The sequence below is a fragment of the Pseudomonas sp. MF6394 genome (assembly GCF_002018845.1).
Classification (GTDB): Bacteria; Pseudomonadota; Gammaproteobacteria; order Pseudomonadales; family Pseudomonadaceae; genus Aquipseudomonas; species Aquipseudomonas lactis.
The window spans coordinates 106,907-132,986 of record NZ_MVOJ01000004.1; the positions used below are offsets into that span (position 1 = coordinate 106,907).

Consider the following 26,080-nt stretch of genomic DNA (forward strand, 5'->3'; position numbering starts at 1 on the left):
CGAAGACCCGAGGAACACCGTGACGGACCCGAATAAACTGCGCCCCCATGCGTTGGCTCATGAGGTGTTGCAAGACGCGGCCATGGACCAAGCCCTCGATTGGCTGATCGCCTTGCAGTGCCCGCAACCTGGGCAGCAGGCCGCGTTCGACGCCTGGCTGGCCCAGGACCCGGCCCATGTCCACGCCTTTAGCAAGGCCCAGGCCGCCTGGGGTGACGCACCGGTACACAGCGCCGCCGTGGCCCTCGCCGCACCGCGCAAGCCCAGCGGTTGGCGCCGGATCAAACCGCACTGGAAACCCCTGGCCACCGCCGCCGTGTTGCTGGTCGGCCTGTTCAGTTTCAGCAACCTGCCGGTGCGCTTGCAGGCCGACCATCTGACGGTGGTGGGCGAGCGCCAGCGCCTGCAGCTGGACGATGGCTCCAAGGTGCTGCTGAACACCAACTCGGCCTTTTCCAGCAGCATCAAGGACCATCAGCGCATTGCCCGCCTGTACCAGGGCGAAGCGTTCTTTGAGATAGCACCCAGCCGTGGCCTGCCCCTGGAGATCGACGCCGGCCCGGTGCGCGCCAGCGTGCGTGACACCGCCTTTGCCGTGCGCTACCTCAATGGCGAAGCCCAGGTCCAGGTGCAGCGCGGCGATGTCGACCTGAGCAACACGTTCGACGATGCCCGTGTGCGCCTGAGCGCCGGTGAAAGCATCCGCATCGGCCCCAAGGGTTTCGGCCAACCGGCCAAGCTCGATGCCAGCAAAGACCTGGCCTGGGTGCAGGGCCGGTTGGTGTTCGAAAATTGCCCGCTGAGCGAAGTACTGGCTGAACTGCGCCGCTATTACCCAGGCTGGATCGTCAACAACAACGAGCAACTGGCCAGCGTCGCCGTCACCGGCAACTACCGCCTGGACCACCCCCTGGACGTGGTGCGCTCCCTGGCTCACATCACCTCGGCCAAGCTGTCGGAATACCCGGCGCTGGTGATCCTGAACTAAATGAGAATTATTTTTACTCGATGTTAACCGGCGATACGTCTCGTTATAGCCAATGCAACTGATTCCTATTTGGTTCGGTTCGCAACTATAAGATTCGTATCCCGGAGCGCTCTCGATGTCCTCTCGTTTCAACCGCCGGTCTGCTTCGCCCGTTTTGTCCTTGCTGACCGCCGCGATCCTGCTGGCTGGCGCGCCCGTCATGAGCGCCACCGCCGCCGAACCTGCCGCTCGCAGCCACGCCAATTACACCTTCAGCATTGAACAGCAGCCACTGGTGTCGGCGCTTAATGCCTTTACCGCCGTGACCGGCTGGCAAGTCGGCCTGCCGGCCGAACTGGGCCAGGGCGTTTCGTCCCCGGGCGTGCGCGGCCCGCTGCCAGCGGAAAAAGCCCTGGAGCGGCTGTTGGTGGGGACCAACCTGAGCTATCGCAAACTGGGCAGCAACAATATCGTGCTGGAAAAACGTAGCGCCGGCAGCGCCCTCGCCCTGCAACAGGTGACCATCAGCGCCACCCGTAACGAACAGGATGTGAACAGCGTACCGAGCACCGTCAGCGTGCATGATCGCGAAGAGCTGGACCGCCAGAACGTCAACAACATCCGTGAACTGGTGCGCTACGAACCCGGCGTCTCCGTCGGCGGCGCCGGTACCCGCTCGGGTAACGCCGGCTACAACATTCGCGGTATCGACGGCGACCGCGTCCTCACCCAGGTGGATGGCGTCGAAGTGCCCGACAACTTCTTCAACGGCCCCTACGCCAAGACCCGCCGCAACTACGTCGACCCGGAAATCGTCAAGCGCGTGGAGATCCTGCGCGGCCCGGCCTCGGCCCTGTATGGCAGCAGCGCCATCGGCGGCGCGGTGAGTTATTTCACCCTCGACCCGGACGACATCATCAAGCCAGGCCAGGACGTCGGCGCCCGCCTGAAGACCGGCTACAGCTCCGCCGACGAGAGCTGGCTGACCTCCGGCACCTTCGCCGGGCGTGTGCAGGACTTCGACGGCTTGCTGCACCTGAGCCAGCGCAACGGCCATGAAACCGAGTCCTACGACGGCAATAACGCCACCGGCCTGGCCCGCACCGGCGCCAACCCGGAAGATGCGCGCACCACCAACGTGCTGGCCAAGCTGGGCTGGAACTATGGCGATGACAACCGCTTGGGCCTGACCTACGAGAAGTTCAAGGATGACCGCGACGTCAATCTGAAAAACGCAGTGGGCGGCCCGTTCATCGGTGGCCGGGGCATGAACCTGTACCGCGACCGTCGCGGTAACGACACCATCACCCGCGAGCGCTTCGGCCTGGAAAACACCTTCGCCCTGGAGTCGCCGATTGCCGACCGCATCAAGACCAGCCTCAACTACCAGATCGCCAAGACCGACCAGACCACGGCGGAAATCTACCAGGCCGGCCGTCGCGTGCTGCGCACCCGCGACACGCTTTACGAAGAAAAACAGTGGGTCTTCGACGCTCAGTTAGACAAGGCCTTCAGCCTGGGTGAAACCGAGCACCAGGTCACCTACGGCACCACCCTCAAGCAGCAGAAAGTCACCGGTTCCCGCGAAGGCTCGGCCTCGTGCCTGGCCATTGGCGCCGGCTGCACCGCCATTGGCGGGCCCAGCCCGTCAGCCGGCGACAGCGTGAAGAAGGCCAGCGACTTCCCCGACCCGACCATCAACACCTACTCACTGTTCGCCCAGGACCAGATCACCTGGGACAAATGGACCTTCCTGCCCGCCGTGCGTTATGACTACACCCGGCTCAAGCCCAAGCTGACCCAGGAGTTCCTCAACACCGTCAACCCGACCGGCGAGTATGCCGTCGACGGCAAAGACAAAACCTGGAACCGCGTCACGCCCAAGTTCGGCCTCACCTACGCCCTGACCGACAACTACACCTGGTTCGGCCAATACGCCGAGGGCTTCCGCACGCCGTCCGCCAAGGCCCTGTACGGTCGCTTCGAAAACCTCAACATCGGTTACACCGTCGAACCCAACCCCGACCTCAAGCCGGAAACCAGCAAAGGCATCGAAACCGGGATTCGCGGCAAGTTCGACGAAGGCTCCTTCGATATTGCGGTGTACTACAACAAGTACCGTGACTTTATCGACGAAGACAACGCCGTGGTCGGCGGCACCGTGGAACAGTTCCAGGCGGTCAACATCAAACGCGCCACCATCAAGGGCGTGGAAGCCAAGGGCCGCCTGAACCTGGATACCTTCGGCGCGCCGAAGGGCCTGTATACCCAGGGCTCGGTTGCCTACACCTACGGTCGCAACGACGACAATGGCGAACCGCTGAACAGCGTCAACCCGCTCAAAGGCGTGTTTGGCCTGGGCTACGACCAGGACAACTACGGTGGCCTGCTGAGCTGGACCTTGGTGAAGAAACAGAACCGCGTCGACAGCACGACCTTCCACGCGCCCGACGGCGGCACCGATGGCCCGTTCAAAACCCCGGGCTTCGGCATCCTCGACCTGACCGCTTACTACAAGGTGAGCAAAGACGTGACCGTCAACGGTGGCCTCTACAACCTCACCGACAAGAAGTACTGGAACTGGGATGACGTGCGCAGCTATGACAGCGTCGGCGAAGCCGGTGTCACCGGCCCGGCCAACCTCGACCGCCTGACCCAGCCCGGTCGCAACTTCGCGATCAACGTGATCTGGGACATCTGACCCATGCGCCCCACCTCGCCGCCCATGCATCTGCGGCGAGGTGAGGATTTTTTACTGTGCCGCGTCTTCTTGTTCGTCTAGTTGATAACAGCTCTCTTTAAGGGCACCCAGGCGCTTCTCTTCTCAAGGACTTTTTTCATGACCGCTTCTTCCACCGCAGAACGCCCAAGCCTGCGCTCCCAACGCCTGAACCAAATCACCAACGAGCCGCACACCAAGCTCGACGCATTGGTGAAGGCTCACGCGCCGTTCGAAACCCAGGCCAACTTCGCCCGCTTCGTCGTGGCCCAGTACCTGTTCCAATCGGAACTGGTGGCCCTGTACAACGATGCCGAGCTGAACCAGATCATCCCTGACCTGGCCGCCCGCTGCCGCGCCGAAGCGGCCAAGCTCGACCTGGCAGACCTGGACACCGAAATCCCGGCCCCGGTTGCCGGCGCGGTGAACAACCCCAGCAAAGCTGAAGCTTTGGGCTGGCTGTTCGTCTCCGAAGGCTCCAAGCTGGGCGCGGCGTTCCTGATCAAGCGCGCCGTGGGCCTGGGCCTGAGTGAAACCTTCGGTGCGCGCCACCTGGGCGAGCCGGCCGGCGGTCGCGCCGAGGGCTGGAAGAGCTTCACCCGCACCCTCGACGGCCTGACATTCAGCGCCGAGGAAGAAGCTGCGGTGGAAAAAGGCGCGATTGATGCGTTTGTGCGCTTCACCGTGTTGCTGGAACAGGCGTACGCTAGCGCCCCAGAACTGGCGTAACCCTGGATTGAAATGCAATCAAATGTGGGAGCGGGCTTGCTCGCGAATGCAGTAGTTCAGCCAATAGATCAGGCGACTGATACACCGCATTCGCGAGCAAGCCCGCTCCCACATTTAGCCCTCATTTCAAATTGATTTTCTGCGATCTCCCTACCCATGACCGGCAAACCCCAATCCTCCTCCAAAATCGCCCAAGTCCTTTTTGGCCTGCTGGCCTACGTCAGCCTGGGGATCGGCTTGGTGGCGATTGTGATACCGGGGTTGCCCACCACCGAATTCATCCTGCTAGCCGCCTGGGCCGCCACCAAAAGCTCCCCGCGCCTCAGCGCCTGGCTGGAAAACCACCGCCTGTTCGGGCCGATCCTGTCCAACTGGCGCAATGGCAAGATCATCGCCCGACGCGCCAAGGTCAGCGCCACGGTGAGCATGTTGCTGTGCGCCGCGTTGATGCTGGTGATGCTCGATCACGGCTGGCCGGTGTACCTGGCGATTGCCGGGATGAGCCTGGGCAACCTGTGGATCTGGTCCCGCCCCGAACAGCTGGCACGTCCCGTCTAAGGCGGCCTGTAGGCGTTTTCCTACCGCTCATCGCCTCTTCCTCATGAATTGATTTGTGACGCCGATGTTTCAGGCATGACGCCGAAGGGACTTGGCGCGTTTGCGTGCATTCCAACAAGTCCATTCGTGAGTGAACCTATGTTCGACACCCTCTCCATCCGCTTGAAAATCGTGTTGCTGTCCGGCCTGTGTCTGCTGGGTGTGATTGCACTGGTGGTCGGCATCAATATCTACAACACCAACCAGAACGATCGACTGGTCAGCGATTCAAGCTCACGAATGCTCACCGCCAGCGTGGAGCAACTGCTGCAATCCAAAGCGGCCGAACAGGCCACGCAACTGCAGAAGACCTTCGGCGAAAACCTGCTGGTAATCACCGCCCTTGCCGACCAGATCAAAGACCTGCGTCAGTTGGGCACCCAGCGTTCCCTGGAAGCTGGAGCCCTGCGTGAAGAACTCAACCGCAGCGTTAAAACCGCGTTCGAGCGCAACACCAAGGTGCTGGGCATCTGGTTGTCGTTCGAACCCAACGGGCTGGATGGCAAGGACAGCGAATTCATCGACGACAAGGCGCGCGTCTCCAATGAAAAAGGTCGGTTTTCCAGCTACTGGAGCCGGGCTGGCGGCGAAGGCCAGAACACCATCATGGTCGAAGATGACCTGACCAAGACCACCCTCAACCTTAGCGGTACGCCCTACAACATCTGGTACACCTGCCCACGGGACACGCGCAGCACTTGCCTGCTGGACCCGTACGAAGACACGGTGGCCGGCAAACCGGTACTGATGACCACCATTTCCTTGCCGCTGATCGTCGACGGCAAAGTCATCGGTGTGATCGGCGTGGACATCGCCCTCACCGCCCTGCAAGCGACCACCGATGCGGCGCAAAAAGACCTGTTCAACGGTGCCGCCCACCTGGAGATTCTGTCCAGCACCGGCCTGATCGCCGCCTACAGCGGTGAACCAGGCAAAGTCGGCAAGAACCTGATCGACAGCATCGGCGCCGAAGGCAAGGAGATCGTGCAACTGCTGGCCAATGACCGGCCGGTTATCCGCGAACAGGAAGACACCATTCGTGCCGTGTACCCGCTCAAGCCGATTGCCGGTGCCAAATCCTGGGGCGTGGTGATCAAGCTGCCCAAAGCGGTGATGTTGGCCGACAACGAAAAACTCCAAGCCGTGCTCGACGAGGCCCAGGCCACGGGCACGCTCAAAGCCCTGCTGGTGGCCGCCGCCGCCGGCCTGCTGGGCTTACTGCTGATCTGGCTGACCGCTACGGGCGTGACCCGCCCTATCAATAGCGTGGCCGCCATGCTCAAGGACATCGCCAGCGGTGACGGCGACCTCACCCAGCGCCTGGCCTATGCCAAGAAAGACGAACTGGGCGAGTTGGTGAATTGGTTCAACCGCTTCCTCGACAAGCTGCAGCCGACCATTGCGCAGATCAAACAAAGCATCACCGAAGCCCGCGGGACGGCCGATCAGTCGTCCGCCATTGCGCGCCAGACCAGCGAAGGCATGCAAGTGCAGTTCCGTGAAATCGACCAGGTCGCCACCGCGTCGAACGAAATGAGCGCCACCGCCCACGACGTGGCCAACAGCGCCTCCAACGCCGCCAGCGCGGCACGCGGCGCCGACCAGTCGGCACGCGAAGGCATGTCGATCATCGAGCAGAGCACCCGTGATATCACCACTCTGGCCGACGAAGTCAGCAAAGCCGTGGGCGAAGTCGAAGCCCTGGCGGTCAATAGCGAGCAAATCGGTTCAGTGTTGGAGGTGATCCGCAGCATTGCCGAACAGACCAACCTGCTGGCGTTGAACGCAGCGATTGAAGCGGCACGCGCCGGGGAAAGCGGGCGTGGTTTTGCGGTGGTGGCCGACGAAGTGCGCAACCTGGCCAAACGCACCCAGGATTCAGTCGAGGAAATCCGCCTGGTAATCGAACGTATCCAGAGCGGCACCCGTGGCGTAGTGGCGACCATGCACTCCAGCCAGCATCAGGCCCAGAGCAATGCCGGGCAGATCCATCAAGCCGTGCAAGCCCTGGGCAAGATCAGCGACGCGGTCACGGTGATCAGCGACATGAACCTGCAAATCGCCAGCGCGGCCGAACAGCAGAGCGCGGTGGCCGAAGAGGTCAACCGCAACGTCTCGGCGATTCGTACTGTGACTGAAACCCTCACCGGCCAGGCTACCGAGTCAGCGGCGATCAGCAGCCAGCTCAATGCCCTGGCCAGCCAGCAAATGAAGTTGATGGATCAGTTCAGGGTCTGATTCGGTCCTGAAACATTGCCCCCTGTAGGAGCGAGCTTGCTCGCGAAAAACATCAACGATAACGCGTGCTATCTGAATAAACGCGGCGCCTTTGAGTTCTTCGCGAGCAAGCTCGCTCCTACATATAGAGCAGGACAGTGGTGAATTACCGGCCGGGCCAGGCCTGGACGAACGGCGTCAAGTCTTCCTTCGGCGCCGTGCGCGGTGGGTTCTGCGGCGTGCCCAGGTACAGAAAGCCAATCACTTCTTCATTCGCCGCCAGCCCCAGGCCTTTGGCAACGTGAGCCGAGTAGGACAATTCGCCGGTACGCCACACCGCGCCAATACCCTGGGCATACGCCGCCAGCAGAATGCCGTGGGCCGCACAGGCGGCGGCCAGCAATTGCTCGGACTTGGGCACTTTGAAATGCTCTTGCAAGCGTGCAATCACCACCACCACCAGCGGCGCACGCAGCGGGCCGTTCTGGGCTTTATCGATGGCGGCTTGCGGTGCGTCGGCGTCCTGCAGGCGGGCGGCTTCGGCCAACAGCGTGCCCATCTGTTCACGCGCTGCACCTTCCACGGTAAGGAAACGCCACGGGCGCAGTTGGCCGTGATCGGGCGCGCGCATGGCGGCGGCGAACAGCAGGTCGCGCTGCTCTTGGGTCGGTGCCGGGTCGAGCAAACGCGGCACGGAAACACGGTTGAGCAAAGCGTCGAGAGCCTGCATTGGCCACCTCCATAGAAAAATGTGCGGTCATTCTAACGGGAAAGAATCGGGATGCCACCAAACGATAATTGCTCTTATTCAATCTGCCCTGCCCTGTTAGACTTTGCGCCTTAATTTTCTGCCCTCGTCCAGGAATCTCGATGTTCCGTGCGCTTTTATACCTGCCAGCAGCGTTGATGGCTTTAAGCCTGACTGCGTGCGATGACGCCCCTCGCTTCACCAAAGCAGAGCCGGGTGAACCGCGGGCCGGTGGCGCGGCGACGGTAAACAAGCGCGACCAGAACGCCTTTTCCCTGCCCTCGGCCAACCTGGCGCCCACGCGGCGCCTGGACTTCAGCGTCGGCAACAGTTTCTTTCGCAACCCGTGGGTGATTGCGCCCTCCACCACCACGGCGCGCGATGGCCTGGGCCCGCTGTTCAATACCAACGCCTGCCAGAACTGCCATATCAAGGATGGCCGTGGCCACCCGCCACTGCCTGACGCGCCCAATGCCGTGTCGATGCTGGTGCGCCTGTCCATCCATCCCTCTATTGCAGAGCAGCCAGCCTACGCCAAGCTCATCGAACAGATCGGCGTGGTGCCCGAGCCGGTCTACGGCGGGCAACTCCAGGACATGGCCGTGCCCGGCGTCGCGCCGGAAGGCAAGGTGCGGGTTGACTACACACCGGTCAACGTCAGGTTCAAGGACGGCACGCTGGTCGAGTTGCGCAAGCCCGACCTGCAAATCACCCAACTGGGCTACGGCCCGATGCACCCCGACACACGCTTCTCGGCGCGTATCGCCCCGCCGATGATCGGCCTGGGCCTGCTCGAAGCGATCAGCGATGCCGATATCCTGCGCAACACTAACCCCAAGACCGCCGACGAAGACGCCATCGTGGGCCGCGCCAATTGGGTCTGGGATGACGCCCAGAACAAAACTGTCCTCGGGCGTTTTGGCTGGAAAGCCGGACAGCCCAACCTCAATCAACAAAACGTTCACGCATTTTCTGGTGATATGGGCCTCACCACGTCCCTGAGACCCTTCGATGACTGCACCGACGCCCAAGTGGCCTGCAAACAGGCGCCCAACGGCAATGGCCCCGAGGGTGAGCCGGAAGTCAGCGATAACATCCTGCGCCTGGTGCTGTTCTACACCCGCAACCTCGCAGTGCCCGCACGTCGGGACGTTGATACGCCGCAAGTGCTGGCCGGCAAGAACCTGTTCTACCAGGCCGGTTGCCAGGGCTGTCACAAGCCCACGTTCACCACGGCCGCCAACGCCGCCGAACCTGAACTGGCCAACCAGTTGATCCGCCCTTACAGCGACCTGCTGCTGCACGATATGGGCGAAGGCCTGGCCGACAACCGTAGCGAATTCAAAGCCACCGGCCGCGACTGGCGCACTCCGCCGCTGTGGGGCATCGGCCTGACGCAAACCGTGAGTGGCCACACCCAGTTCCTGCATGACGGCCGCGCCCGCAACCTGCTTGAAGCCGTGCTGTGGCATGGCGGTGAAGCCCAAGCGGCGCAGCAACATGTGTTGTCGTTCAATGCCGAGCAGCGTGCCGCGTTGCTGGCGTTCCTGAATTCTTTATAAGCTTTGCCCCACTTACAGAAGGGAGCTCGACATGTTTCGTCCCAAGTTGTTGTTCACCAGCCTCGCCGCCCTGGCCTTGGGCGCTTGCTCGCCCCAAGACCCGCAAGCGGTGACCTCGGCGGCCATCGCCAAGCAAGTGATCCTGCCAACCTACAGCCGCTGGGTTGAGGCCGACCGTCAACTGGCAGTCAGCGCCCTGGCCTACTGCCAAGGCAAGGAAAGCCTGGACACCGCCCGCGCCGACTTCCTGCACGCACAAAAAGCCTGGGCCGAGTTGCAACCGCTGCTGATCGGCCCTTTGGCCGAAGGCAACCGGGCGTGGCAGGTGCAATTCTGGCCAGACAAGAAGAACCTGGTAGGCCGTCAGGTCGAGCAACTGGTCAGCGCCCAGCCGCAGATCGACGCCGCGGCCCTGGCGAAATCCAGCGTGGTGGTGCAAGGCCTGTCCGCCTACGAATACATTCTCTACGACGCCAAGCCCGACGTCGCCGACGCCGCCCAGAAAGCGCGCTATTGCCCGCTGCTGATGGCGATCGGTGAACGCCAGAAAGTCCTGGCCGAAGAGATCCTGGCGAGTTGGAACAGCACCGACGGCATGCTCGCGCAGATGACCAAGTTTCCGAACCAGCGCTACGCTGATTCCCACGAAGCCATCGCCGACCTGCTGCGCGTGCAAGTGACCGCCCTGGACACCCTGAAGAAAAAACTCGGCACCCCGATGGGCCGCCAGACCAAGGGCATCCCACAACCGTTCCAGGCCGATGCCTGGCGCAGCCAGTCGTCCCTGCAAAGCCTGGAAGCCAGCCTTGCCGCCGCTCAAACCGTATGGGTAGGCGTCGACAACAAAGGCCTGCGTGGCCTGCTGCCGGCGGACCAGAAGCCACTGGCCGAGAAAATCGACGCCGCCTACGCAGCGTCCCTGAAACTGTTCGCCAGCAACCAGCGCACCCTCAACGAACTGTTGAACGACGACGCCGGGCGCCAGCAACTCAACGACATTTACGACAGCCTCAACGTGGTCCACCGCCTGCATGAAGGCGAACTGGCCAAGGCGCTGGGCGTACAACTGGGCTTTAACGCCAACGACGGTGACTGATGATGCTCAGGCGACAGGCTTTGGCGGTGGGCAGCGTGCTGCTCAGCGCTATCACCTTGGGTGGCTGGACGCTGTTCAAGCACAAAGACAAAGGCCCGCTGCTGCTGTCGGCGCGCGATGATGCCGACGGCAAGCACTACGCTGTCGGCTATCGCCTGGACGGCAAGCCGGTATTTGCCACCCAGGTCGGCCAGCGCTGCCATGACATCATCAACCACCCGACCTTGCCGATTGCACTGTTCGTCGCCCGTCGCCCAGGCACCGAGAGCTACCTGATCGACCTGCGCGACGGCAGGCTGCTGCAAACCATCACCTCGAACGCCAACCGCCACTTCTATGGGCATGCGGTGATCCACAAGAGCGGCGACTGGCTGTACGCCACCGAGAACGACACCTCCGACCCCGGCCGTGGCCTGTTGGGTGTGTATAAGTTCGAAGGTGAGCGGCTGGTGCACAGCGGCGAGATATCCACTCACGGCATCGGCCCGCATCAAGTCTCGTGGATGCCCGACGGCGAGACGCTGATCGTGGCCAACGGCGGCATTCGCACCGAAGCCGAAAGCCGGGTAGAGATGAACCTTAATGCCATGGAGCCGAGCCTGGTGCTGATGCGCCGCGACGGCAGCCTGATCAGCAAGGAAACCCTGGCCCAGCAGATGAACAGCGTGCGGCACATGGGCATTGCCAGCGATGGCACCATCCTCACCGGGCAGCAGTTCATGGGCCCGTCCCAGGAGCGTTCCGAGTTGCTGGCGATCAAGCGCCCGGGGCAGCCGTTCGTGGCGTTCCCAGTGGCCGATGAGCAGTTGCAGGCGATGGGGCATTACACCGCCAGCGTGGCGGTGCACAGCGAACTGCGCCTGGTGGCGTTGACGGCACCGCGGGGCAACCGCTTTTTTATCTGGGACATGGACACCGCCGAACTGCGCCTGGATGGGCCCTTGCCGGACTGTGCGGGGGTGGGCGCGGTGGCGGATGGGTTTGTGGTGACATCCGGCCAGGGGCGTTGCCGCTTCTATGATTGCCGCCAGGAAAAGTTACTGGCAACACCACTGGAATTGCCGGCGGGGTTCTGGGATAACCACCTGCACCTGGTCTGAAATTACCCTTCTGTAGGAGCGAGCTTGCTCGCGAAGATCGCCAACGATAACGCGACCATCCTGAATGAACGTATCGTCTGTGGGCTTTTCGCGAGCAAGCTCGCTCCTACAACAGTTGAGGTGTCAGACACAAAAAAGGGCCTTGCATCGCAAGGCCCTTTTGGGGTCAATCGTTTCAACTTTGCGGCCTCATCGCTTGAGACATGCCGAACATGAATAACAGCAATTCATGGTCGGGCTTGGCCGCCACACTCGTCTTGGCAATGCGTGGCAGCAGGCATTGCCCGCCACCGTCTACCGCACTCAACACTTGTGTACGAGGTTGTTCCCATACCGCCAGGGCCAGGGCTGCAACACCCAATGCCCCGACCAGAAACAAACCTCGTGCTATTTCTAGCTTCATCTGGTTAAACCCTTGATAGCGCTGCCAAACGCCGTCTCGTAAAAGTAGCTGAGTTTTTTCCAGTCGGTATCATTCCACGACGAATGGCGGCGCAATTGCAGCATGTCGTGGGACGCGGCCCGATAAGCGGTCAGGCGCTGGCGGCATTTCTCAAAGTCCAGCAGGGCCACTTCCACTGTCGCCGCATCAGGCTCACCGGTCACCCGCACGAAAATGTGCTTGATATACAGGCAACCGTGTTGCCAGCGGCCTTTGTGCATACGGGCCAAGGTGCCGGCCAACTCTTGCAGCAGGCGCTCGTGGACCGCCTCGCCATACTGTTCGCGGCCACCGGCGGCGTACCAGTTTTCAATCTCGTCGAAACCGTCCAGGGATGCGGTCACCAACAGGGCTTTCCATTGGTGCTCCGGGTCGCGACGTGCTTCGCAAAACACCAGTTCCGGCACACGCACATCCAGCAAACGCAGGCCTTTGAGGGCATCACGCTCACGCAGCACGGTCGGACGCCCAAAGGGGTGCAGCCAGCTGCGGTAAATGTGGCCGGTCTGGCGCTTGCAATAGAGCAAGCGGCCGTTAGGGCTGATCACCCGTTGCACGCCACTTTCACCACCACGGCGCCGGTTGGGTTCTTCCACCCATTCACCTTGCTGACGCCAGAAAAAATCAAATCGTTCTTCGGGAGCTACATGACTGCCTACTACGCACTCAACTGCCATCCTGTTACCTCTTGCGCAATACATACACTCGCCACATGGCGTAGAGCGGTATGAAGTCCAGGGATTCCTGAACACGGAAACCGGCCTGCTCGAATTCTGCCTCGACAGTAGCAGCCGGTAACACAAACCGGTTTTGGTAACCTTCCTGCTCACCTTTTTTGCGACGACGCACTTCGCTGCGCTTGCGCTTCCAGGCCTTGAAATTGCCGTCTACCCACAGCGAAATAATCACGCTGTCGCGGGTAACACGTTGAAACTCGCGCAGTATTGTCAGCCTGTGCTCCGGCTCACCAATGTGGTGCATCAAGCGCATGCAGAAAATACTGTCGACGGAATTATCTGGCAAATCGATATCAAAGGCAGACGTCTGCAAAGGGCGTACCCGTTTCACCACCTCTGCCGGTTGGGCAGCGGTGGCGATCTTCAACATCGACGCCGAATTGTCAGCTCCGATAATCACACGGTTGGGTTTTTCGGCCAGTAACGGCCAGAAGCGTCCAGCGCCACACGGCAGGTCCAACACCAGGCCCGGCTCACCGGCCATGGCCAATGCGCCGCGCGCCAACTGCTCGTCGCGTTTGTGGGACAACCGGCGAGCCAGATTGTCCTGATGCTTGAGCAAATATTTCTGCGCGTGTTGATCGTCGTACTTGTCAGAAAATTCCAGCTTGATCGGGGAAGGCATCTTACGTCTCCAGTAACTGATGCCTACGACCTTAAGCAGCGAACTGTGATCAACAGGTCAACTCGTTGTGAAAATCTTGTCCTGTCCAACTGCATACATTTCAAGACTTTACAGAAACATTCAGTAGCACCGGGCCATCTTCGCCGAAAAGCAGGCAGTCTGCATCAGCAAAACGACAGACTGAAGGGTCAGGTTTTGACTGGGTTGAGCTCCACATGAAAACGGCAGCCATTGGGCTCCATGGTGCTCAGGCTTACGCTCCAGCCCTGGCTTTCGCAGATCCGTTGCACCAGCGACAGGCCAAGGCCAAGGCCCTCGCCACGTTTCTCGCTACCGCGCACGAACGGCTCGAACATCGCTTCGCGCTTCTCTTCGGGGATGCCGACACCGGAGTCCTCCACCACGAAGCCACTGGGCTCCAGCGTCAGGCGGATAAACCCGTGTTCGGTGTAATGCAGGGCATTGCGCAGCAAGTTGCCCATCACCGCATGCAAGAAGGTGGTGTTGTAGCGGGTGTCCAGGGGGTTGCCCGGCAGGTAGATCAACGCCAGGCCTTTTTTCTCGATGGGCTCGCGCCAGATACCGAGCAGGTCTTCGGCCACCTGGGTGAGGTTGCCTTGGGGCGAACTGGCGGCGTCGTCGTGTTTGGCGCGGGCCAGCATCAGGAAGGTTTGCACCAGTTCGCGCATTTCTTCACAGGCACGGGCAATTCGTTCTACCTGATTGCGACCGCGCTGATCGATGGCCGGGTTTTCGCGCAACAGTTCGCAGGAGCTGGCCAGAACCATCAAGGGCGTGCGCAACTCATGGCTCACATCGCTGGTAAACAATTGCTCACGTGACAGCGCCTGGCGTAAACGACCCAAGGTGGCGTCGAACGCCACCGCCAGTTCGCCCACTTCATCGGCGGCGTAATCCGGCGCCAGGGGCGGTGCCAGGCCCAACAGTTGGTCACGATGACGGACCTGGCGGGCCAGGCGTACCACCGGCGCCATCACCTTGCGGGCCAGCACCCAGCCGAGGAACGCAGCCAGCGCCAGGCTGAGTACGAACCCCACCAACACCACCGCAAACAGCACGCGCTCACGCTCTTCGAAATCGCTCTGGTCTTGCAACAACACATAACGCCGACCATCGACCACTTCAACCATGGCGTGGTACGACAGCGCCTCGCGAAACACCTCATGGAACCCCGGGTCCAGATGGCGCAGGTCCTTGGGTAGTTCAAAATCGCCACGCCCGCCGCTGAAATAAAACAGCTGGTCCGGCTCCGGCCGGTGGCTCCAGTCTTCGACGCTGTCCATCAGCAACAGGCGCTGCAGGTCACCGCCCAAGCCCGCCGAGATCAACTTCTCCTCCACCAGGTGTACCGTCGCGATGATGCCGATGGCGAAGGCCCCCGCCACCAACGCACTCATCAAGGCGAAGGCGATGATGATGCGTTGGGCAAGGCTTTGCTTAAACTCCATCACGACCCTCGGCCAGGCGATAACCCACACCGTGCACCGTTTGAAGCAATGGCTTGGCGAAGGGTTTGTCGATCACTTGGCGCAATTGGTGAACATGGCTGCGCAGGCTGTCGCTGTCCGGGCAGTCGTCGCCCCACAGGGCTTCTTCGAGAACTTCCCGGCGCAGCACGTGCGGGCTTTTTTGCATCAGCACGGCGAGCAGTTTCAGGCCCACCGGGTTGAGCTTGAGCAGGCGCCCTTCGCGGGTGACTTCCAGCGTATCGAGGTCGTAGTTCAGGTCACCCACTTGCAGGGCACGACGCCCGCCGCCTTGGGCACGGCGCAACACCGCTTCGATACGCGCGGCCAGTTCCGACAAGGCGAACGGCTTGAGCAGGTAATCATCGGCGCCGGACTTGAAGCCCTGCAGCCGGTCATCCAGTTGGTCGCGCGCGGTGAGCATGATCACCGGCGTATCACGGCGCGCGTCTTCACGCAGGCGTTTGCACAAGGTGTAGCCATCGATGCCGGGCAGCATGATGTCGAGCACGATCAGGTCGTAATGCTCGGTGGCTGCCAGGTGCAGGCCCGACAAACCGTCCTGCGCACAGTCCACTGTGTAGCCTTTGAGCCCCAGGTAGTCGGCCAGGTTGGCGAGGATATCGCGGTTGTCTTCAACCAATAGAATTCGCATGGGCAGTGTCTCCGTACGCGGTAACGGCCGTGTTGGCTCGCGCAGCTTAAGGCCAAGCGAGGCTCAGGGATAGAGCGCAGAGCCCCGCCGATAAAGGTTTTCAACTGTTTGTAGAACCGAACAAGTTTTTCACTATAGCTTCACAAACTGACTACAGCCTCAGGAAGAAGATCGCCCCCCATTGATCTAAGGAACATAGACATGGGGTTTATCAAAACTGCACCAATGCGCTACCTGCTGTTGATTACCGGTACCTGGTTACTGGTTTTCCTGCTTACCCGCAGTGTGCTGCTCATCACTCACCTGGATGAAGTCGGTGGCAACCTGTTGCCGTTGTTTGGCGTGGGTTTGCTCTACGACTTGGGCTTCCTGGCCTATGCAGCCTTGCCGCTTGGCCTGTATCTGCTGCTCTGCCCGCCAGCCCTGTGGCGCCGCCGTGGCCATCGCTGGTTCCTGCAAGCGGTACTGACCGTCAGCCTGTTCGCCATGCTGTTCACCTCGGTGGCCGAATGGTTGTTCTGGGATGAGTTTGGCGTGCGCTTCAACTTTATCGCCGTCGATTACCTGGTGTACTCCGATGAGGTACTGAACAACCTGCTGGAGTCTTACCCGATCGGCAAGCTGCTGAGCCTGCTGGCAATGCTGGCACTGATTCTGAGCGTGGCTCTGCGCAAACCCTTCAATGCCGCCATGGCGGCGCCATTGCCTCCACTGCGTGGCCGTGTGATCAACGCCCTGGGCCTGTTGGTGCTCGCCGGCCTCAGCCTGCAACTGGTCAGCCAGGACAGCCCGCGCACCCAAGGCGGCAATGCGTACAACAACGAATTGGCCAGCAATGGCCCCTATCAGTTCTTTGCCGCGTTCCGTAACAACGAACTGGACTACACCCAGTTTTACAAAAGCCTGCCGACCGACGTCGTCGCCAAGCAGTTGCGCGCCGAACTGAGTGAACCCAACGCCCGCTTTATCGACCAGGACCCGCTGGATATTCGCCGTGCCATCACCAACCCCGGCACACTGCGCAAACCCAACATCGTACTGGTGACCATCGAGAGCTTCAGCGCCAAGTACATGGGCAGTAATGGCGATGCGCGCAACCTCACGCCCAATCTGGATGCGTTGCGCCAACAGAGCCTGTACTTCAATAACTTCTACGCCACCGGTACGCGCACCGACCGAGGCCTGGAAGCCATTACCCTGGCAATCCCGCCGACGCCGGGCCGTTCGATCGTCAAGCGCATCGGCCGCGAAAGCGGGTTCGCCAGCCTGGGTCAACAGCTCTCGGCCATCGGTTATGACAGCGTGTTTGTCTACGGCGGGCGCGGTTACTTCGACAACATGAACGCGTTCTTCAGCGGCAACGGTTATCGGGTGGTGGACCAGAGCAGCGTGCCCGAAGCAGAAATCTCATTCAAAAACGCCTGGGGCATGGCCGACGAAGACCTGTTCAAACAGACCTTGAAACTGGCTGACGCCGACTACGCCAAGCAACAGCCGTTCTTGCTGCAACTGATGACCACCTCCAACCATCGCCCCTACACCTACCCGGACGGGCGTATCGACATCAAGTCCGGCAAGGGCCGCGACGGCGCGGTGAAATACACTGACTACGCCATCGGCCAGTTCCTCGAAGCTGCACGCCAGAAGCCCTGGTTCGATAATACGATCTTCGTGTTCGTCGCCGACCACACCGCCGGCAGCGCGGGCAAGGAAGACCTGCCTATCACCAACTACCAGATCCCGCTGTTTATCTACGCGCCCAAGCTGATCGACGCAAGAGAATCCGCCCAACTGGCCAGCCAGATCGACCTGGCGCCAACCTTGTTGGGCCTGCTCAACCTGAGCTACGAATCGACATTCTTTGGCCGCAACCTGCTGCAAGACAACCCACTGCCTCCACGGGTGGTGGTGGGCAATTACCAGCACCTGGGTCTGTTTGATGGCAAGGACCTGGCAATCCTCAGCCCGCGCCAAGGCTTGCGTCGCCACGACCAGGCCCTGGGCGAGAGCCAGGAGCTGCGCGTTGGTAGCGATGACCCCTTGATTCAACGGGCGATCACCTACTACCAGGCCGCCAGTTACGACTACAAACAGCAACTGCTGAGCTGGAAAGCGCCCAAGGAAGAGGCTCCAGTCTTAAGCAAACGCTAATCAAAAAGCCCCGTGCAGGTAGCACGGGGCTTTTCACCAAGGTTCGTGATGAAATCCCCTTCTTCTTTACCGGTTTCCAAACCGCTTAATTTTTGGCTGTGCCTGGGCCTGCCTGCCAGCGCTGCAGTGGCCTTGCTGTTGCTGGAACTGACGTCCCTGGACATGGACCTGGCCAGGCATTTCTACAGCGCAGAGGCGGGCGGCTTCATTGGCCGCTATAGCTTCTTTCTTGAAGACATCCTGCATGACCGTGCCAAGCAACTGGTGATCCTGTTTTCGGTACTGGCGATTCTCGGCCTGGTCGGCAGTTTCATCCTGCAGCGGCTCAAACCGTACCGCCGTGAACTGGTGTGCCTGGTGCTATCGCTGGGCATGGCGACGGCGTTCGTGTCGCCATTGAAAACCATCACCGCCGTGCAATGCCCCTGGAGTCTCAAGGAGTTCGGCGGCCAGGAAACCTACAGCGAACTGCTCAGCCCGCGCCCGCCTACCGATAAACCCGGCCGCTGCTGGCCCGGCGGGCATGCCGCCACCGGGTTTGCCTTGTTCGCCTGGTTCTTCGCCCTGCGGGATCGACGGCCACGACTGGCGCGCTACGCGTTCATCTTTGCTGTCAGCCTGGGCAGCGTGTTCTCCGTCAGCCGTATGCTGCAAGGGGCGCACTTTTTTTCCCACAACGTGTGGACAGCGATTTTTTGCTGGTTGATTTGCCTGGGGCTGTACTGCTTGTTGCTGTACCGGCCTGCGCGGCAACGGTCATAGCTTTCTGTAGGCGCGAGCTTGCTCGCGAAAAACTTCGACGATAACGCGTGCTTGCTGAATGAACGCGGCGCCTTTGAGTTTTTCGCGAGCAAGCTCGCTCCTACAAAAAAGCCATTAGGGCTGCCTGCGAAAGCCAACGGTAACCACGATGCGAAGCGAGCCGCTCTTGCTCTTGATCTGCTTTTGATCTTGATCTCAGGCGCCCCGTCAAACCACGCTGGCCGGAATTCGACAGGGATTTGGGGGGTAAACCGGCAGGGATGCCGGTTTAGCCGCCCCGCGCCATGGATGGCGCGTGGCGGCGGCCCCCCAAATCACTGGCGGATTACGGGCACACCGAGCCTAGGCGAGGTGCCGAGTGGTGGGGCAAGAGCGTTTTGCTTACTTTTGCGCTTTTCAAAAGTAAGACGCCGTCAGGCGGAACCCTAAGTGGCCGTTACCTAAATAACGGATATGTACCCGGTCCAACTGTGTTGACTGTCAGGCCGCCTTCGCGAGCAAGCCCGCTCCCACATTGGGATCGCGGGGTGTCAGGGAGATTGCCGTCGGCTGGCAGGGCGTCATCGCAGGCAAGCCAGCTCCCACAGTTGGATCGCGGGGGTGTCTGGGAGATCTGCGCCAGTCACGGGAGCAAGCTCTCTCGCCACAGGTCCAGCATGCAACCGTGCATAAAAAAGCCCCGCCTGCATCACTGCAGGCGGGGCTTTTTATAGCGCCGGGTAAGGCTGGCTTACATCATGCCGCCCATGCCACCCATGCCGCCCATGTCTGGCATACCGCCGCCAGCTGCGCCTTCGGCCTTCGGCTCGTCAGCGATTGCAGCTTCAGTGGTCAGGATCAGGCCACCGATGGAGGCTGCTGCCTGCAGCGCGGAACGAGTCACCTTGGTAGGGTCCAGAATGCCCATTTCGATCATGTCGCCGTAGACGCCAGTCGCAGCGTTGTAACCGTAGTTACCTTTGCCGTTCTTGACTTCATTGACCACAACGCTTGGCTCGTCGCCGGAGTTGGCAGCGATCTGGCGCAGCGGTGCTTCAACAGCACGACGCAGCACAGCGATACCGACGTTCTGGTCGGCGTTTTCGCCGGTCAGGTTAGTCAGCGCTTCCAGAGCACGGATCAGCGCAACGCCACCGCCAGGTACCACGCCTTCTTCAACGGCTGCACGGGTTGCGTGCAGGGCGTCTTCAACGCGGGCCTTCTTCTCTTTCATTTCAACTTCAGAACCAGCGCCAACCTTGATCACTGCAACGCCGCCGGACAGCTTGGCCAGGCGCTCTTGCAGTTTTTCACGGTCGTAATCCGAGGAAGTTTCGGCAACCTGTGCACGGATCTGCGCGATACGGGACTCGATGTCGCCTTCAACGCCAGCACCGTCAACGATGATGGTGTTTTCCTTGGAGATGGTCACGCGCTTGGCGCTACCCAGGTTTTCCAGGGTGGCGCTTTCCAGGCTCAGGCCGATCTCTTCGGAGATAACGGTACCGCCGGTCAATACGGCGATGTCCTGCAGCATGGCCTTGCGACGGTCGCCGAAGCCTGGAGCCTTGACGGCTGCAACCTTGACGATGCCACGCATGTTGTTCACAACCAGAGTCGCCAGGGCTTCGCCTTCAACGTCTTCGGAAACGATCAGCAATGGGCGGCCGGCTTTGGCAACGGCTTCCAGTACTGGCAGCATTTCGCGGATGTTGGAGATCTTCTTGTCGACCAGCAGGATCAGCGGGTTGTCCAGTTCGGCAACCATGGTCTCTGGCTTGTTGACGAAGTAAGGAGACAGGTAGCCACGGTCGAACTGCATGCCTTCTACAACCGACAGTTCGTTTTCCAGGCCCGAGCCTTCTTCAACGGTGATCACGCCTTCTTTACCGACTTTTTCCATGGCTTCGGCAATGATGTCGCCGATGGAGCTGTCGGAGTTGGCGGAGATGGTGCCTACCTGAGCGATGGCCTTGGTGTCGGCGCACGGCTTGGACAGGTTTTTCAGCTCGGCAACGATGGCGATGGTCGCCTTGTCGATGCCACGCTTGAGGTCCATAGGGTTCATGCCGGCAGCAACGGCCTTGTAGCCCTCGTTGACGATCGCCTGAGCCAGTACGGTAGCAGTGGTGGTGCCGTCGCCTGCGTCATCGTTGGCACGGGAGGCAACGTCTTTGACCAGCTGCGCGCCCATGTTCTCGAAACGGTCTTTCAGTTCGATTTCTTTGGCGACGGAAACGCCGTCCTTGGTGATGGTCGGAGCGCCGAAGCTCTTCTCGATGATCACGTTACGGCCTTTCGGGCCCAGGGTCGCTTTTACCGCGTCAGCCAGGACGTTAACGCCTTTGAGCATTTTTTTACGGGCGGAATCGCCAAACAGAACTTCTTTAGCAGCCATGATCGATATTCCTTAAATACTTTGTAGTAACGGGAAAATGAGCGAGGAAATCAGTCTTCCAGAACGGCGAGAATTTCGTTCTCAGCCATTACCAGCAGGTCTTCGCCGTCTACTTTCACAGTGTTGCTGCCGGAGTAAGGGCCGAAAACAACCTTGTCACCCACTTTCACGGCCAGTGCGCGTACATCACCGTTCTCCAGGGTTTTGCCTGGACCAGCAGCGACGATCACACCGTGGTTGGCTTTTTCAGCAGCCGAACCTGGCAGAACGATCCCGCCAGCGGTTTTCTTTTCTTCTTCGCTGCGACGGATTACGACGCGGTCGTGCAGAGGACGAAGCTTCATTGTCGATCTCTCCTAATTGTGTTTTTCATCGGCCGGTATCAATTCCGGCGGGTTAAATTCCGGCGGTGCCGGTCGCGGCTCGCTGGGCGAGACGCGGAAGTCTGTCTAGTGTCACCACCAGAAACCTTGCGGTGACCGTTACATAAGGGCGCCCAGGCTTATTACAAGGGGCCGGGGATGAAATTTTTTGTGTCGGCTCAAGGGTAAATGCAACACGGCACCCGAAGGTGCCGTGCCGGTGAAGCGGTTATTTGTTGTCGCGGTGTTCGAATTCGCCTTCGATCACATCACCTTCACGCCCCAGGGGTTGGCGCGGAGCCGGGCCGCCACGGGGTTGCAGGTCGTCGGCGAACGCACGCTGGCGCATCGCGGCCTCTTCGGCACGCTGGCGCATCTTGCCGGCCAGCAGCTTGCGGGTGAACGGCAGCAACAGCACCAGGCCGAGCACATCGCTGATAAAGCCTGGCAGGATCAGCAGGCCACCGGCCAGGGCCATCATCAGGCCCTCAAGCATGGTCTGGGCCGGCAGTTCGCCGCGGTTCAGGCTTTCACGGGCACGCAGCGCAGTCGCCAGGCCGGCGACACGCAGCACCAGCACGCCAAGCATGGAGCCAGCGATGATCAGCAGCAGCGCCGGGAAGAAACCGATCGCACCGCTGACTTTAACGAATACGAACAGCTCCAACACCGGAAACAGCAGAAAGAGCAATAAAAAAGGGCGCATCAAATGGTTCCTCAACGCAAGAATGCCTTGCCAGTTCACCTTAGATGACGTCGCCATTGCGTGAATTCAAGCAGTAGCCACGGTTTTTTTCGGCCAGACCTCGGCGTGCGCCAATGAAACCAGGGCTTCGCGTACTTGTGTCGGCGTATTGCAGGGCTCGGCAAACCCTAGCCAATGCAACGATTGGCCAATGCGCAGGTGCATGCCTTCGCTGTCGATACCGACCAACTGCGCAGGCTCGGTGGCTGGCAAACCGCCCAGCTCGACGTAATGGGCAATGGCTTTGGTGTGATCGCTGTTCATGTGCTCGATCATGCTGCGCTCGGCCTTGCCCGCAAACGGGTTGGCCAAGGTCAATTGGTCGACCCAATGGATCGCGCCAAACCCACCGATATAACGGTGGCGCACCGGCTTGAGCACCCAGAAATCGAAATCATGGGCCTTGTGGTAGTTGGCCGAATCAGGGAAGTAGCGGTAGTAGCGCTCGGCAGCTGCTTCGATGGCGGCGGCGTCTTCCAGCTTCTCGGCTTCGGCCAGGTAGGTCAGGCGCCCGACGGCTTGCACATCATCGGCCTCGCGCTCACCCACCAGCAGCGAACACTTGGGGTCTTTTTGCAGGTTATGGGTGTGCTGGGCAATGCGGCTGATCAGGATCAGCGGGCGGCCCTGCTCGTCCAGGCAGTAGGGCACCACCGAGCCGAAGGGAAAACCGGGCATGGCTTTGGACTGTGTGGCGAGCGCCCCACGGTATTCCTTGAGCAACAGCTCTCGGGCGTTCTTGGCAACCTGCGTGCTCAATATAGGATTCCTCGGATGTTCCGCGACCCATGGCATATGGGAATGGATCTCAACACAAGGTAATCAATATCTGCGCAGGTTGCCAGAGGGGCCGACGCCGGTTTACCAGGCCACGCCAAAGCCTGCGGTGTAGCGGGTCTTGCTCAAGCTGCTGTCGGAGTCGCCGCTGATGACGTCACGCTCGGCCTTGAGGTTGAGCGATGCCCATTCGGTGACTTTGTAGCGCAGGCCCATCTCGGCATCCAGCGAGTAATCGGCCGGGCCGTCCAGGGGCTTGCCCAGTTCGCCATTGGTGAAGAACTCCACGGTCTTGCCCACCAGGTAGCGGTTGTAGTTCCACTTCATGGCCAGGGAGTAGAAGTTGTCCTTGCCGCCGTCGGCATATTCGTAATCGGTGCGGTTGACCAGCGAGCCGAGGGAGAACGCGCCCAACTCATCGTCCCAGAACTGGTAGCCCGGGCCGGTACCCACGGTGCGCTGGCGCGCCAGGTCTTCGACCTTGTCGCGCTTGTAGGTCAGGCGCCCCTGCCAGAACCAATGCTCGGTGATAAAGCGGTCCAGGTCGTATTCCAGGGCCCAGTTGTCGGTGGTGGTGACGTCGTCCTGGAACTCGCGGTTGTACTCGCCCTTGCCCGTATGGCGCCACTGGCCGTGACGGGCCGAGGTCTTGAAGTCGATGTCGTAGTCGTTGGTGTCTTTGTCCGCGCGCTTGTAGTCCAGCGCCAGGTCGACGTTGCCCTTCCACACCAGGTCTTCGATAACAGGCTTGGGCTTCATGATCTGTTGGATACTTGCCAGTTCCACCGTCTTGGGCGCCTCGCCATTAGCCAGCACCACCTTGCCATCATCGGCTGCCTGCAAGGACTTGGCCTTTTCACCGGTGTAGGCGTCCTGCTTGACCAGCAGTTCCTGGTCGCTTTCCAGGGTTTTGACCTGCTTCCAGTCCACCGGGATGGAGCCTGCGTAGGAGGTTTGGATCAGCAACTTGCCACCGTCGAAGACTTTGATCTTGCCGGTGAGCCGGTCACCGTTTTTCAACCAGACGGTATCGGCGAGCAAGGGCGTGGAAGCACTGAAAACAGCAAGGCACAACAGGGTTCTGGACAACATAAGCAAGTACGGGGCTCAGGGTAGGCGAAAAAAGGGGCGTTATAGTGTTACATGGCTAGAACTGACTCAAGGATTTATATTGAGTTCAATACTCATCGTCATGTTTACAGACGTTTCTGACAAAACAACGACGATCTCAACGGATATGCCCACAGTGATTCCACCTGCCGATACGCCACAAAGCCCCGCCGAGATACGCCGCACTGCCCTGTACCTGACGCTGTCGCAGGTGCCCGAAGGCTGCGTGGTCAGTTACGGCGAACTGGCACACCTGGCAGGTTTGGGGCGTGCTGCCCGTTGGGTCGGGCGCACCCTGAGTCAGTTGCCGCAGGACACGCGACTGCCCTGGCATCGTGTGCTGGGCGCCGGTGGTCGGATAAGTCTGCCGGTGGGCAGTGCCTCGGGTGACGAACAACGTGCGCGTTTACGTAGCGAAGGCGTCACTATCCTGAACAATCGTGTTGATATTCAGCGTCATGGCTGGCGTCCGGTAGAGCACAGCGGTTAGAGTGCGCGCTTTGTTTCCGCAAATCTGAGGCAGACTCCAGCCCATGCCCCGTAAAACCTGGCGCGCCGCGCTCGCCGCCTATGCCAGCCCTTCGACGTTAGTGCTGTTGTTGCTCGGTTTCGCCGCCGGCATGCCTTACATGTTGGTGTTTTCGACGCTTTCAGTGTGGCTGCGTGAAGCCGGTGTGGCCCGCGAGACCATTGGCTATGCGAGCCTGATCGGTCTGGCCTACGCCTTCAAATGGGTCTGGTCGCCGCTGCTCGACCAATGGCGCCTGCCGTTGCTGGGGAAACTGGGGCGCCGTCGCTCGTGGCTGGTGCTGGCCCAATCGCTGGTGATCCTCGGATTGATCGGCATGGGTTTTTGCGACCCGCAAAAACACCTGTCCTGGTTGATCGCCATTGCGGTGGTCGTCGCCTTCGCGTCGGCCACCCAAGACATCGCTGTGGATGCCTACCGCCTAGAAATCGCCGACGACAGCCGTCAGGCCGCCCTGGCGGCAAGCTACATGTCTGGTTATCGCATCGCCGCCCTGCTGGCCACGGCCGGTGCGCTGTTCTTTGCCGAAGGCTTCGGCTCCACCGGCTTCAACTATAAACACTCGGCCTGGACAGGCACCTATGTGCTGTTCGGCGTGTTGATGGTGCCGGCGCTGCTCACCACATTGTTTATGCGTGAGCCCGATGTGCCACTGCGCACCCAACTGCAGGCCGGGCGCTACAGCTTCGCGCACCAGTTGGTGTCGGTGTTTGTACTGATCGTGCTGTTGGTCTCGGTGCCGGCGATGTTTACCCAGCTGTATAACACCGACTTTGCCAGCGTACTGTTCCAGGGCGTGAGCCTGTGGGAACTGCTGATGGAAGACCGTGCCTTCCTGCGTGCCATCCTCTATATCACCCTCACTGCGCTGTGCCTTTCGGCCATGGGCCGCCGGGGCCTGGCGCCGGTGCTGACGCCGGTCAACGACTTTATCCTGCGCTACCGCTGGCAGGCGCTGCTACTGCTCGGGCTGATTGCGACCTATCGCATGTCCGACACCGTGATGGGCGTCATGGCCAATGTGTTTTATATCGACCAGGGTTTCACCAAGGACCAGATCGCCGGGGTGAGCAAGATCTTCGGCCTGATCATGACCCTGCTCGGTGCCGGCATGGGCGGGCTGTTGATCGTGCGGTTCGGGATATTGCCGATCCTGCTCATCGGCGGCGTAGCCTCGGCCGGCACCAACCTGCTGTTCGTGATGCTCGCCGACATGGGCCCCGACCTGCAGATGTTGATTGTCACCATCTCCCTGGACAACTTCAGTTCGGGCATGGCCACTTCAGCGTTCGTGGCTTACCTGTCGAGCCTCACCAACCTCAAGTTCTCCGCCACCCAATATGCGTTGCTCAGCTCGATCATGCTGTTGCTGCCACGTTTGATCGGTGGGTATTCGGGGGTGATGGTGGAGAAGTTCGGGTATCACAACTTCTTTATGATCACCTGCCTGATGGGTGTGCCGACGCTGTTCCTGATTGCGCTGCATTGGTTCCAGGAGAACCGCCGCGCCCGGCTGAATCCCCCGCAGGAAGACTGACACATGTGGGAGCGGGCTTGCTCGCGAATGCGGCGTGTCAGCCTCCGAG

The 26,080-nt window shown here is 60.6% G+C and carries 23 protein-coding genes; 12 read left to right on the plus strand and 11 right to left on the minus strand.

Annotated elements, in window-relative coordinates:
• The first annotated feature begins 19 nt into the window (after window positions 1-19).
• The 5 genes from MF6394_RS06515 (at window position 20) to MF6394_RS06535 (ending at window position 7,250) form a co-directional block, all read left to right on the plus strand.
• A complete protein-coding gene (locus MF6394_RS06515) occupies window positions 20-988 on the plus strand; it encodes a FecR family protein (RefSeq protein ID WP_078466352.1) in 969 nt (322 codons plus the stop codon).
• A gap of 115 nt (window positions 989-1,103) precedes the next feature.
• Window positions 1,104-3,668 (plus strand): TonB-dependent receptor, encoded by a 2,565-nt coding sequence (locus tag MF6394_RS06520; RefSeq protein ID WP_078466353.1) that lies wholly within the window; start codon window positions 1,104-1,106, stop codon window positions 3,666-3,668.
• 138 nt (window positions 3,669-3,806) lie between these two features.
• Window positions 3,807-4,415: a biliverdin-producing heme oxygenase gene (locus MF6394_RS06525; RefSeq protein ID WP_047711689.1), complete on the plus strand. Its 609-nt coding sequence runs from the start codon at window positions 3,807-3,809 to the stop codon at window positions 4,413-4,415.
• Between the two features lie 156 nt (window positions 4,416-4,571).
• Entirely contained in the window at window positions 4,572-4,973 is a 402-nt protein-coding gene (locus tag MF6394_RS06530; protein ID WP_044270915.1) for a YbaN family protein, read from the plus strand.
• A gap of 138 nt (window positions 4,974-5,111) precedes the next feature.
• Complete coding sequence (locus tag MF6394_RS06535; protein WP_032895453.1) at window positions 5,112-7,250, plus strand: methyl-accepting chemotaxis protein; 2,139 nt, start codon at window positions 5,112-5,114, stop codon at window positions 7,248-7,250.
• A 145-nt stretch (window positions 7,251-7,395) separates the two neighbouring features.
• Here MF6394_RS06535 and MF6394_RS06540 read toward each other — a convergent pair whose 3' ends face one another.
• The gene (locus MF6394_RS06540; protein WP_003193928.1) at window positions 7,396-7,959 is read right to left on the minus strand and encodes an NAD(P)H nitroreductase; all 564 of its coding nucleotides are present in this window, start codon (window positions 7,957-7,959) and stop codon (window positions 7,396-7,398) included.
• Window positions 7,960-8,099: 140 nt separating this feature from the next.
• On the opposite strand from MF6394_RS06540, the gene MF6394_RS06545 reads away from it, so the two are divergent.
• Genes MF6394_RS06545 through MF6394_RS06555 form a run of 3 tightly spaced genes read left to right on the plus strand, consistent with a single transcriptional unit; the run spans window position 8,100 to window position 11,735 of the window.
• Window positions 8,100-9,539 (plus strand): di-heme oxidoreductase family protein, encoded by a 1,440-nt coding sequence (locus MF6394_RS06545; RefSeq protein WP_078466354.1) that lies wholly within the window; start codon window positions 8,100-8,102, stop codon window positions 9,537-9,539.
• Between the two features lie 31 nt (window positions 9,540-9,570).
• On the plus strand, window positions 9,571-10,635 hold the full coding sequence (locus tag MF6394_RS06550; RefSeq protein ID WP_032895451.1) for an imelysin family protein: 1,065 nt from the start codon (window positions 9,571-9,573) through the stop codon (window positions 10,633-10,635).
• Between the two features lie 2 nt (window positions 10,636-10,637).
• On the plus strand, window positions 10,638-11,735 hold the full coding sequence (locus MF6394_RS06555; protein ID WP_032902721.1) for a DUF1513 domain-containing protein: 1,098 nt from the start codon (window positions 10,638-10,640) through the stop codon (window positions 11,733-11,735).
• A 175-nt stretch (window positions 11,736-11,910) separates the two neighbouring features.
• Here the strand turns inward: MF6394_RS06555 and MF6394_RS06560 are convergent, their stop codons facing one another.
• The 5 genes from MF6394_RS06560 to colR all read right to left on the minus strand — a co-directional run bounded on the left by MF6394_RS06560 (window position 11,911) and on the right by colR (window position 15,681).
• A complete protein-coding gene (locus tag MF6394_RS06560; RefSeq protein ID WP_003193932.1) occupies window positions 11,911-12,138 on the minus strand; it encodes a hypothetical protein in 228 nt (75 codons plus the stop codon).
• Window positions 12,135-12,854 (minus strand): lipopolysaccharide kinase InaA family protein, encoded by a 720-nt coding sequence (locus MF6394_RS06565; protein ID WP_019817333.1) that lies wholly within the window; start codon window positions 12,852-12,854, stop codon window positions 12,135-12,137. Before MF6394_RS06565 ends, MF6394_RS06560 begins: the two co-directional genes overlap by 4 nt.
• Window positions 12,855-12,858: 4 nt before the next feature.
• On the minus strand, window positions 12,859-13,539 hold the full coding sequence (locus tag MF6394_RS06570) for a class I SAM-dependent methyltransferase (protein ID WP_003193934.1): 681 nt from the start codon (window positions 13,537-13,539) through the stop codon (window positions 12,859-12,861).
• 188 nt (window positions 13,540-13,727) lie between these two features.
• Window positions 13,728-15,008, minus strand: a complete 1,281-nt coding sequence (locus tag MF6394_RS06575; protein ID WP_069558523.1) for a sensor histidine kinase — start codon at window positions 15,006-15,008, stop codon at window positions 13,728-13,730.
• A complete protein-coding gene (gene colR / locus MF6394_RS06580) occupies window positions 14,998-15,681 on the minus strand; it encodes a two-component system response regulator ColR (protein ID WP_003193936.1) in 684 nt (227 codons plus the stop codon). Before colR ends, MF6394_RS06575 begins: the two co-directional genes overlap by 11 nt.
• A 201-nt stretch (window positions 15,682-15,882) precedes the next feature.
• Here colR and MF6394_RS06585 point away from each other — a divergent pair, with 201 nt between their 5' ends.
• Window positions 15,883-17,832, plus strand: a complete 1,950-nt coding sequence (locus tag MF6394_RS06585) for an LTA synthase family protein (RefSeq protein ID WP_078466355.1) — start codon at window positions 15,883-15,885, stop codon at window positions 17,830-17,832.
• Window positions 17,833-17,880: 48 nt separating this feature from the next.
• Window positions 17,881-18,594, plus strand: coding sequence for a phosphatase PAP2 family protein (locus MF6394_RS06590; protein ID WP_034134540.1), 714 nt, complete (start codon window positions 17,881-17,883; stop codon window positions 18,592-18,594).
• A gap of 730 nt (window positions 18,595-19,324) precedes the next feature.
• On the opposite strand, the gene groL is transcribed toward MF6394_RS06590, so the two are convergent.
• The 5 genes from groL to MF6394_RS06625 all read right to left on the minus strand — a co-directional run bounded on the left by groL (window position 19,325) and on the right by MF6394_RS06625 (window position 23,947).
• Window positions 19,325-20,971 carry a chaperonin GroEL gene (gene groL / locus MF6394_RS06605; RefSeq protein WP_044270906.1) on the minus strand — a complete coding sequence of 549 codons (1,647 nt, stop codon included), beginning with the start codon at window positions 20,969-20,971 and terminating at the stop codon, window positions 19,325-19,327.
• Window positions 20,972-21,021: 50 nt separating this feature from the next.
• Window positions 21,022-21,315 carry a co-chaperone GroES gene (locus MF6394_RS06610; RefSeq protein WP_003193940.1) on the minus strand — a complete coding sequence of 98 codons (294 nt, stop codon included), beginning with the start codon at window positions 21,313-21,315 and terminating at the stop codon, window positions 21,022-21,024.
• Window positions 21,316-21,562: 247 nt separating this feature from the next.
• Window positions 21,563-22,039: an FxsA family protein gene (locus MF6394_RS06615; RefSeq protein WP_047711694.1), complete on the minus strand. Its 477-nt coding sequence runs from the start codon at window positions 22,037-22,039 to the stop codon at window positions 21,563-21,565.
• A 66-nt stretch (window positions 22,040-22,105) separates the two neighbouring features.
• The gene (locus MF6394_RS06620; RefSeq protein WP_078466357.1) at window positions 22,106-22,837 is read right to left on the minus strand and encodes a HugZ family pyridoxamine 5'-phosphate oxidase; all 732 of its coding nucleotides are present in this window, start codon (window positions 22,835-22,837) and stop codon (window positions 22,106-22,108) included.
• A gap of 102 nt (window positions 22,838-22,939) precedes the next feature.
• Window positions 22,940-23,947 carry a DUF481 domain-containing protein gene (locus MF6394_RS06625; protein ID WP_044270899.1) on the minus strand — a complete coding sequence of 336 codons (1,008 nt, stop codon included), beginning with the start codon at window positions 23,945-23,947 and terminating at the stop codon, window positions 22,940-22,942.
• A gap of 145 nt (window positions 23,948-24,092) precedes the next feature.
• On the opposite strand from MF6394_RS06625, the gene MF6394_RS06630 reads away from it, so the two are divergent.
• Window positions 24,093-24,455, plus strand: a complete 363-nt coding sequence (locus tag MF6394_RS06630; RefSeq protein ID WP_047711696.1) for an MGMT family protein — start codon at window positions 24,093-24,095, stop codon at window positions 24,453-24,455.
• Window positions 24,456-24,498: 43 nt separating this feature from the next.
• Window positions 24,499-26,031 carry an AmpG family muropeptide MFS transporter gene (locus MF6394_RS06635; protein WP_078466358.1) on the plus strand — a complete coding sequence of 511 codons (1,533 nt, stop codon included), beginning with the start codon at window positions 24,499-24,501 and terminating at the stop codon, window positions 26,029-26,031.
• Window positions 26,032-26,080 lie beyond the last annotated feature (49 nt).

Excerpts from the sequence above, each read along its gene's own strand:
- MF6394_RS06520 (WP_078466353.1), top strand. The coding sequence starts at position 1,104 with ATGTCCTCTCGTTTCAACCGCCGGTCTGCTTCGCCCGTTTTGTCCTTG.
- MF6394_RS06525 (WP_047711689.1), top strand. The coding sequence starts at position 3,807 with ATGACCGCTTCTTCCACCGCAGAACGCCCAAGCCTGCGCTCCCAACGC.
- MF6394_RS06530 (WP_044270915.1), top strand. The coding sequence starts at position 4,572 with ATGACCGGCAAACCCCAATCCTCCTCCAAAATCGCCCAAGTCCTTTTT.
- MF6394_RS06535 (WP_032895453.1), top strand. The coding sequence starts at position 5,112 with ATGTTCGACACCCTCTCCATCCGCTTGAAAATCGTGTTGCTGTCCGGC.
- MF6394_RS06540 (WP_003193928.1), bottom strand. The coding sequence starts at position 7,959 with ATGCAGGCTCTCGACGCTTTGCTCAACCGTGTTTCCGTGCCGCGTTTG.
- MF6394_RS06545 (WP_078466354.1), top strand. The coding sequence starts at position 8,100 with ATGTTCCGTGCGCTTTTATACCTGCCAGCAGCGTTGATGGCTTTAAGC.
- MF6394_RS06550 (WP_032895451.1), top strand. The coding sequence starts at position 9,571 with ATGTTTCGTCCCAAGTTGTTGTTCACCAGCCTCGCCGCCCTGGCCTTG.
- MF6394_RS06555 (WP_032902721.1), top strand. The coding sequence starts at position 10,638 with ATGCTCAGGCGACAGGCTTTGGCGGTGGGCAGCGTGCTGCTCAGCGCT.
- MF6394_RS06560 (WP_003193932.1), bottom strand. The coding sequence starts at position 12,138 with ATGAAGCTAGAAATAGCACGAGGTTTGTTTCTGGTCGGGGCATTGGGT.
- MF6394_RS06565 (WP_019817333.1), bottom strand. The coding sequence starts at position 12,854 with ATGGCAGTTGAGTGCGTAGTAGGCAGTCATGTAGCTCCCGAAGAACGA.
- MF6394_RS06570 (WP_003193934.1), bottom strand. The coding sequence starts at position 13,539 with ATGCCTTCCCCGATCAAGCTGGAATTTTCTGACAAGTACGACGATCAA.
- MF6394_RS06575 (WP_069558523.1), bottom strand. The coding sequence starts at position 15,008 with ATGGAGTTTAAGCAAAGCCTTGCCCAACGCATCATCATCGCCTTCGCC.
- colR (WP_003193936.1), bottom strand. The coding sequence starts at position 15,681 with ATGCGAATTCTATTGGTTGAAGACAACCGCGATATCCTCGCCAACCTG.
- MF6394_RS06585 (WP_078466355.1), top strand. The coding sequence starts at position 15,883 with ATGGGGTTTATCAAAACTGCACCAATGCGCTACCTGCTGTTGATTACC.
- MF6394_RS06590 (WP_034134540.1), top strand. The coding sequence starts at position 17,881 with ATGAAATCCCCTTCTTCTTTACCGGTTTCCAAACCGCTTAATTTTTGG.
- groL (WP_044270906.1), bottom strand. The coding sequence starts at position 20,971 with ATGGCTGCTAAAGAAGTTCTGTTTGGCGATTCCGCCCGTAAAAAAATG.
- MF6394_RS06610 (WP_003193940.1), bottom strand. The coding sequence starts at position 21,315 with ATGAAGCTTCGTCCTCTGCACGACCGCGTCGTAATCCGTCGCAGCGAA.
- MF6394_RS06615 (WP_047711694.1), bottom strand. The coding sequence starts at position 22,039 with ATGCGCCCTTTTTTATTGCTCTTTCTGCTGTTTCCGGTGTTGGAGCTG.
- MF6394_RS06625 (WP_044270899.1), bottom strand. The coding sequence starts at position 23,947 with ATGTTGTCCAGAACCCTGTTGTGCCTTGCTGTTTTCAGTGCTTCCACG.
- MF6394_RS06630 (WP_047711696.1), top strand. The coding sequence starts at position 24,093 with ATGCCCACAGTGATTCCACCTGCCGATACGCCACAAAGCCCCGCCGAG.
- MF6394_RS06635 (WP_078466358.1), top strand. The coding sequence starts at position 24,499 with ATGCCCCGTAAAACCTGGCGCGCCGCGCTCGCCGCCTATGCCAGCCCT.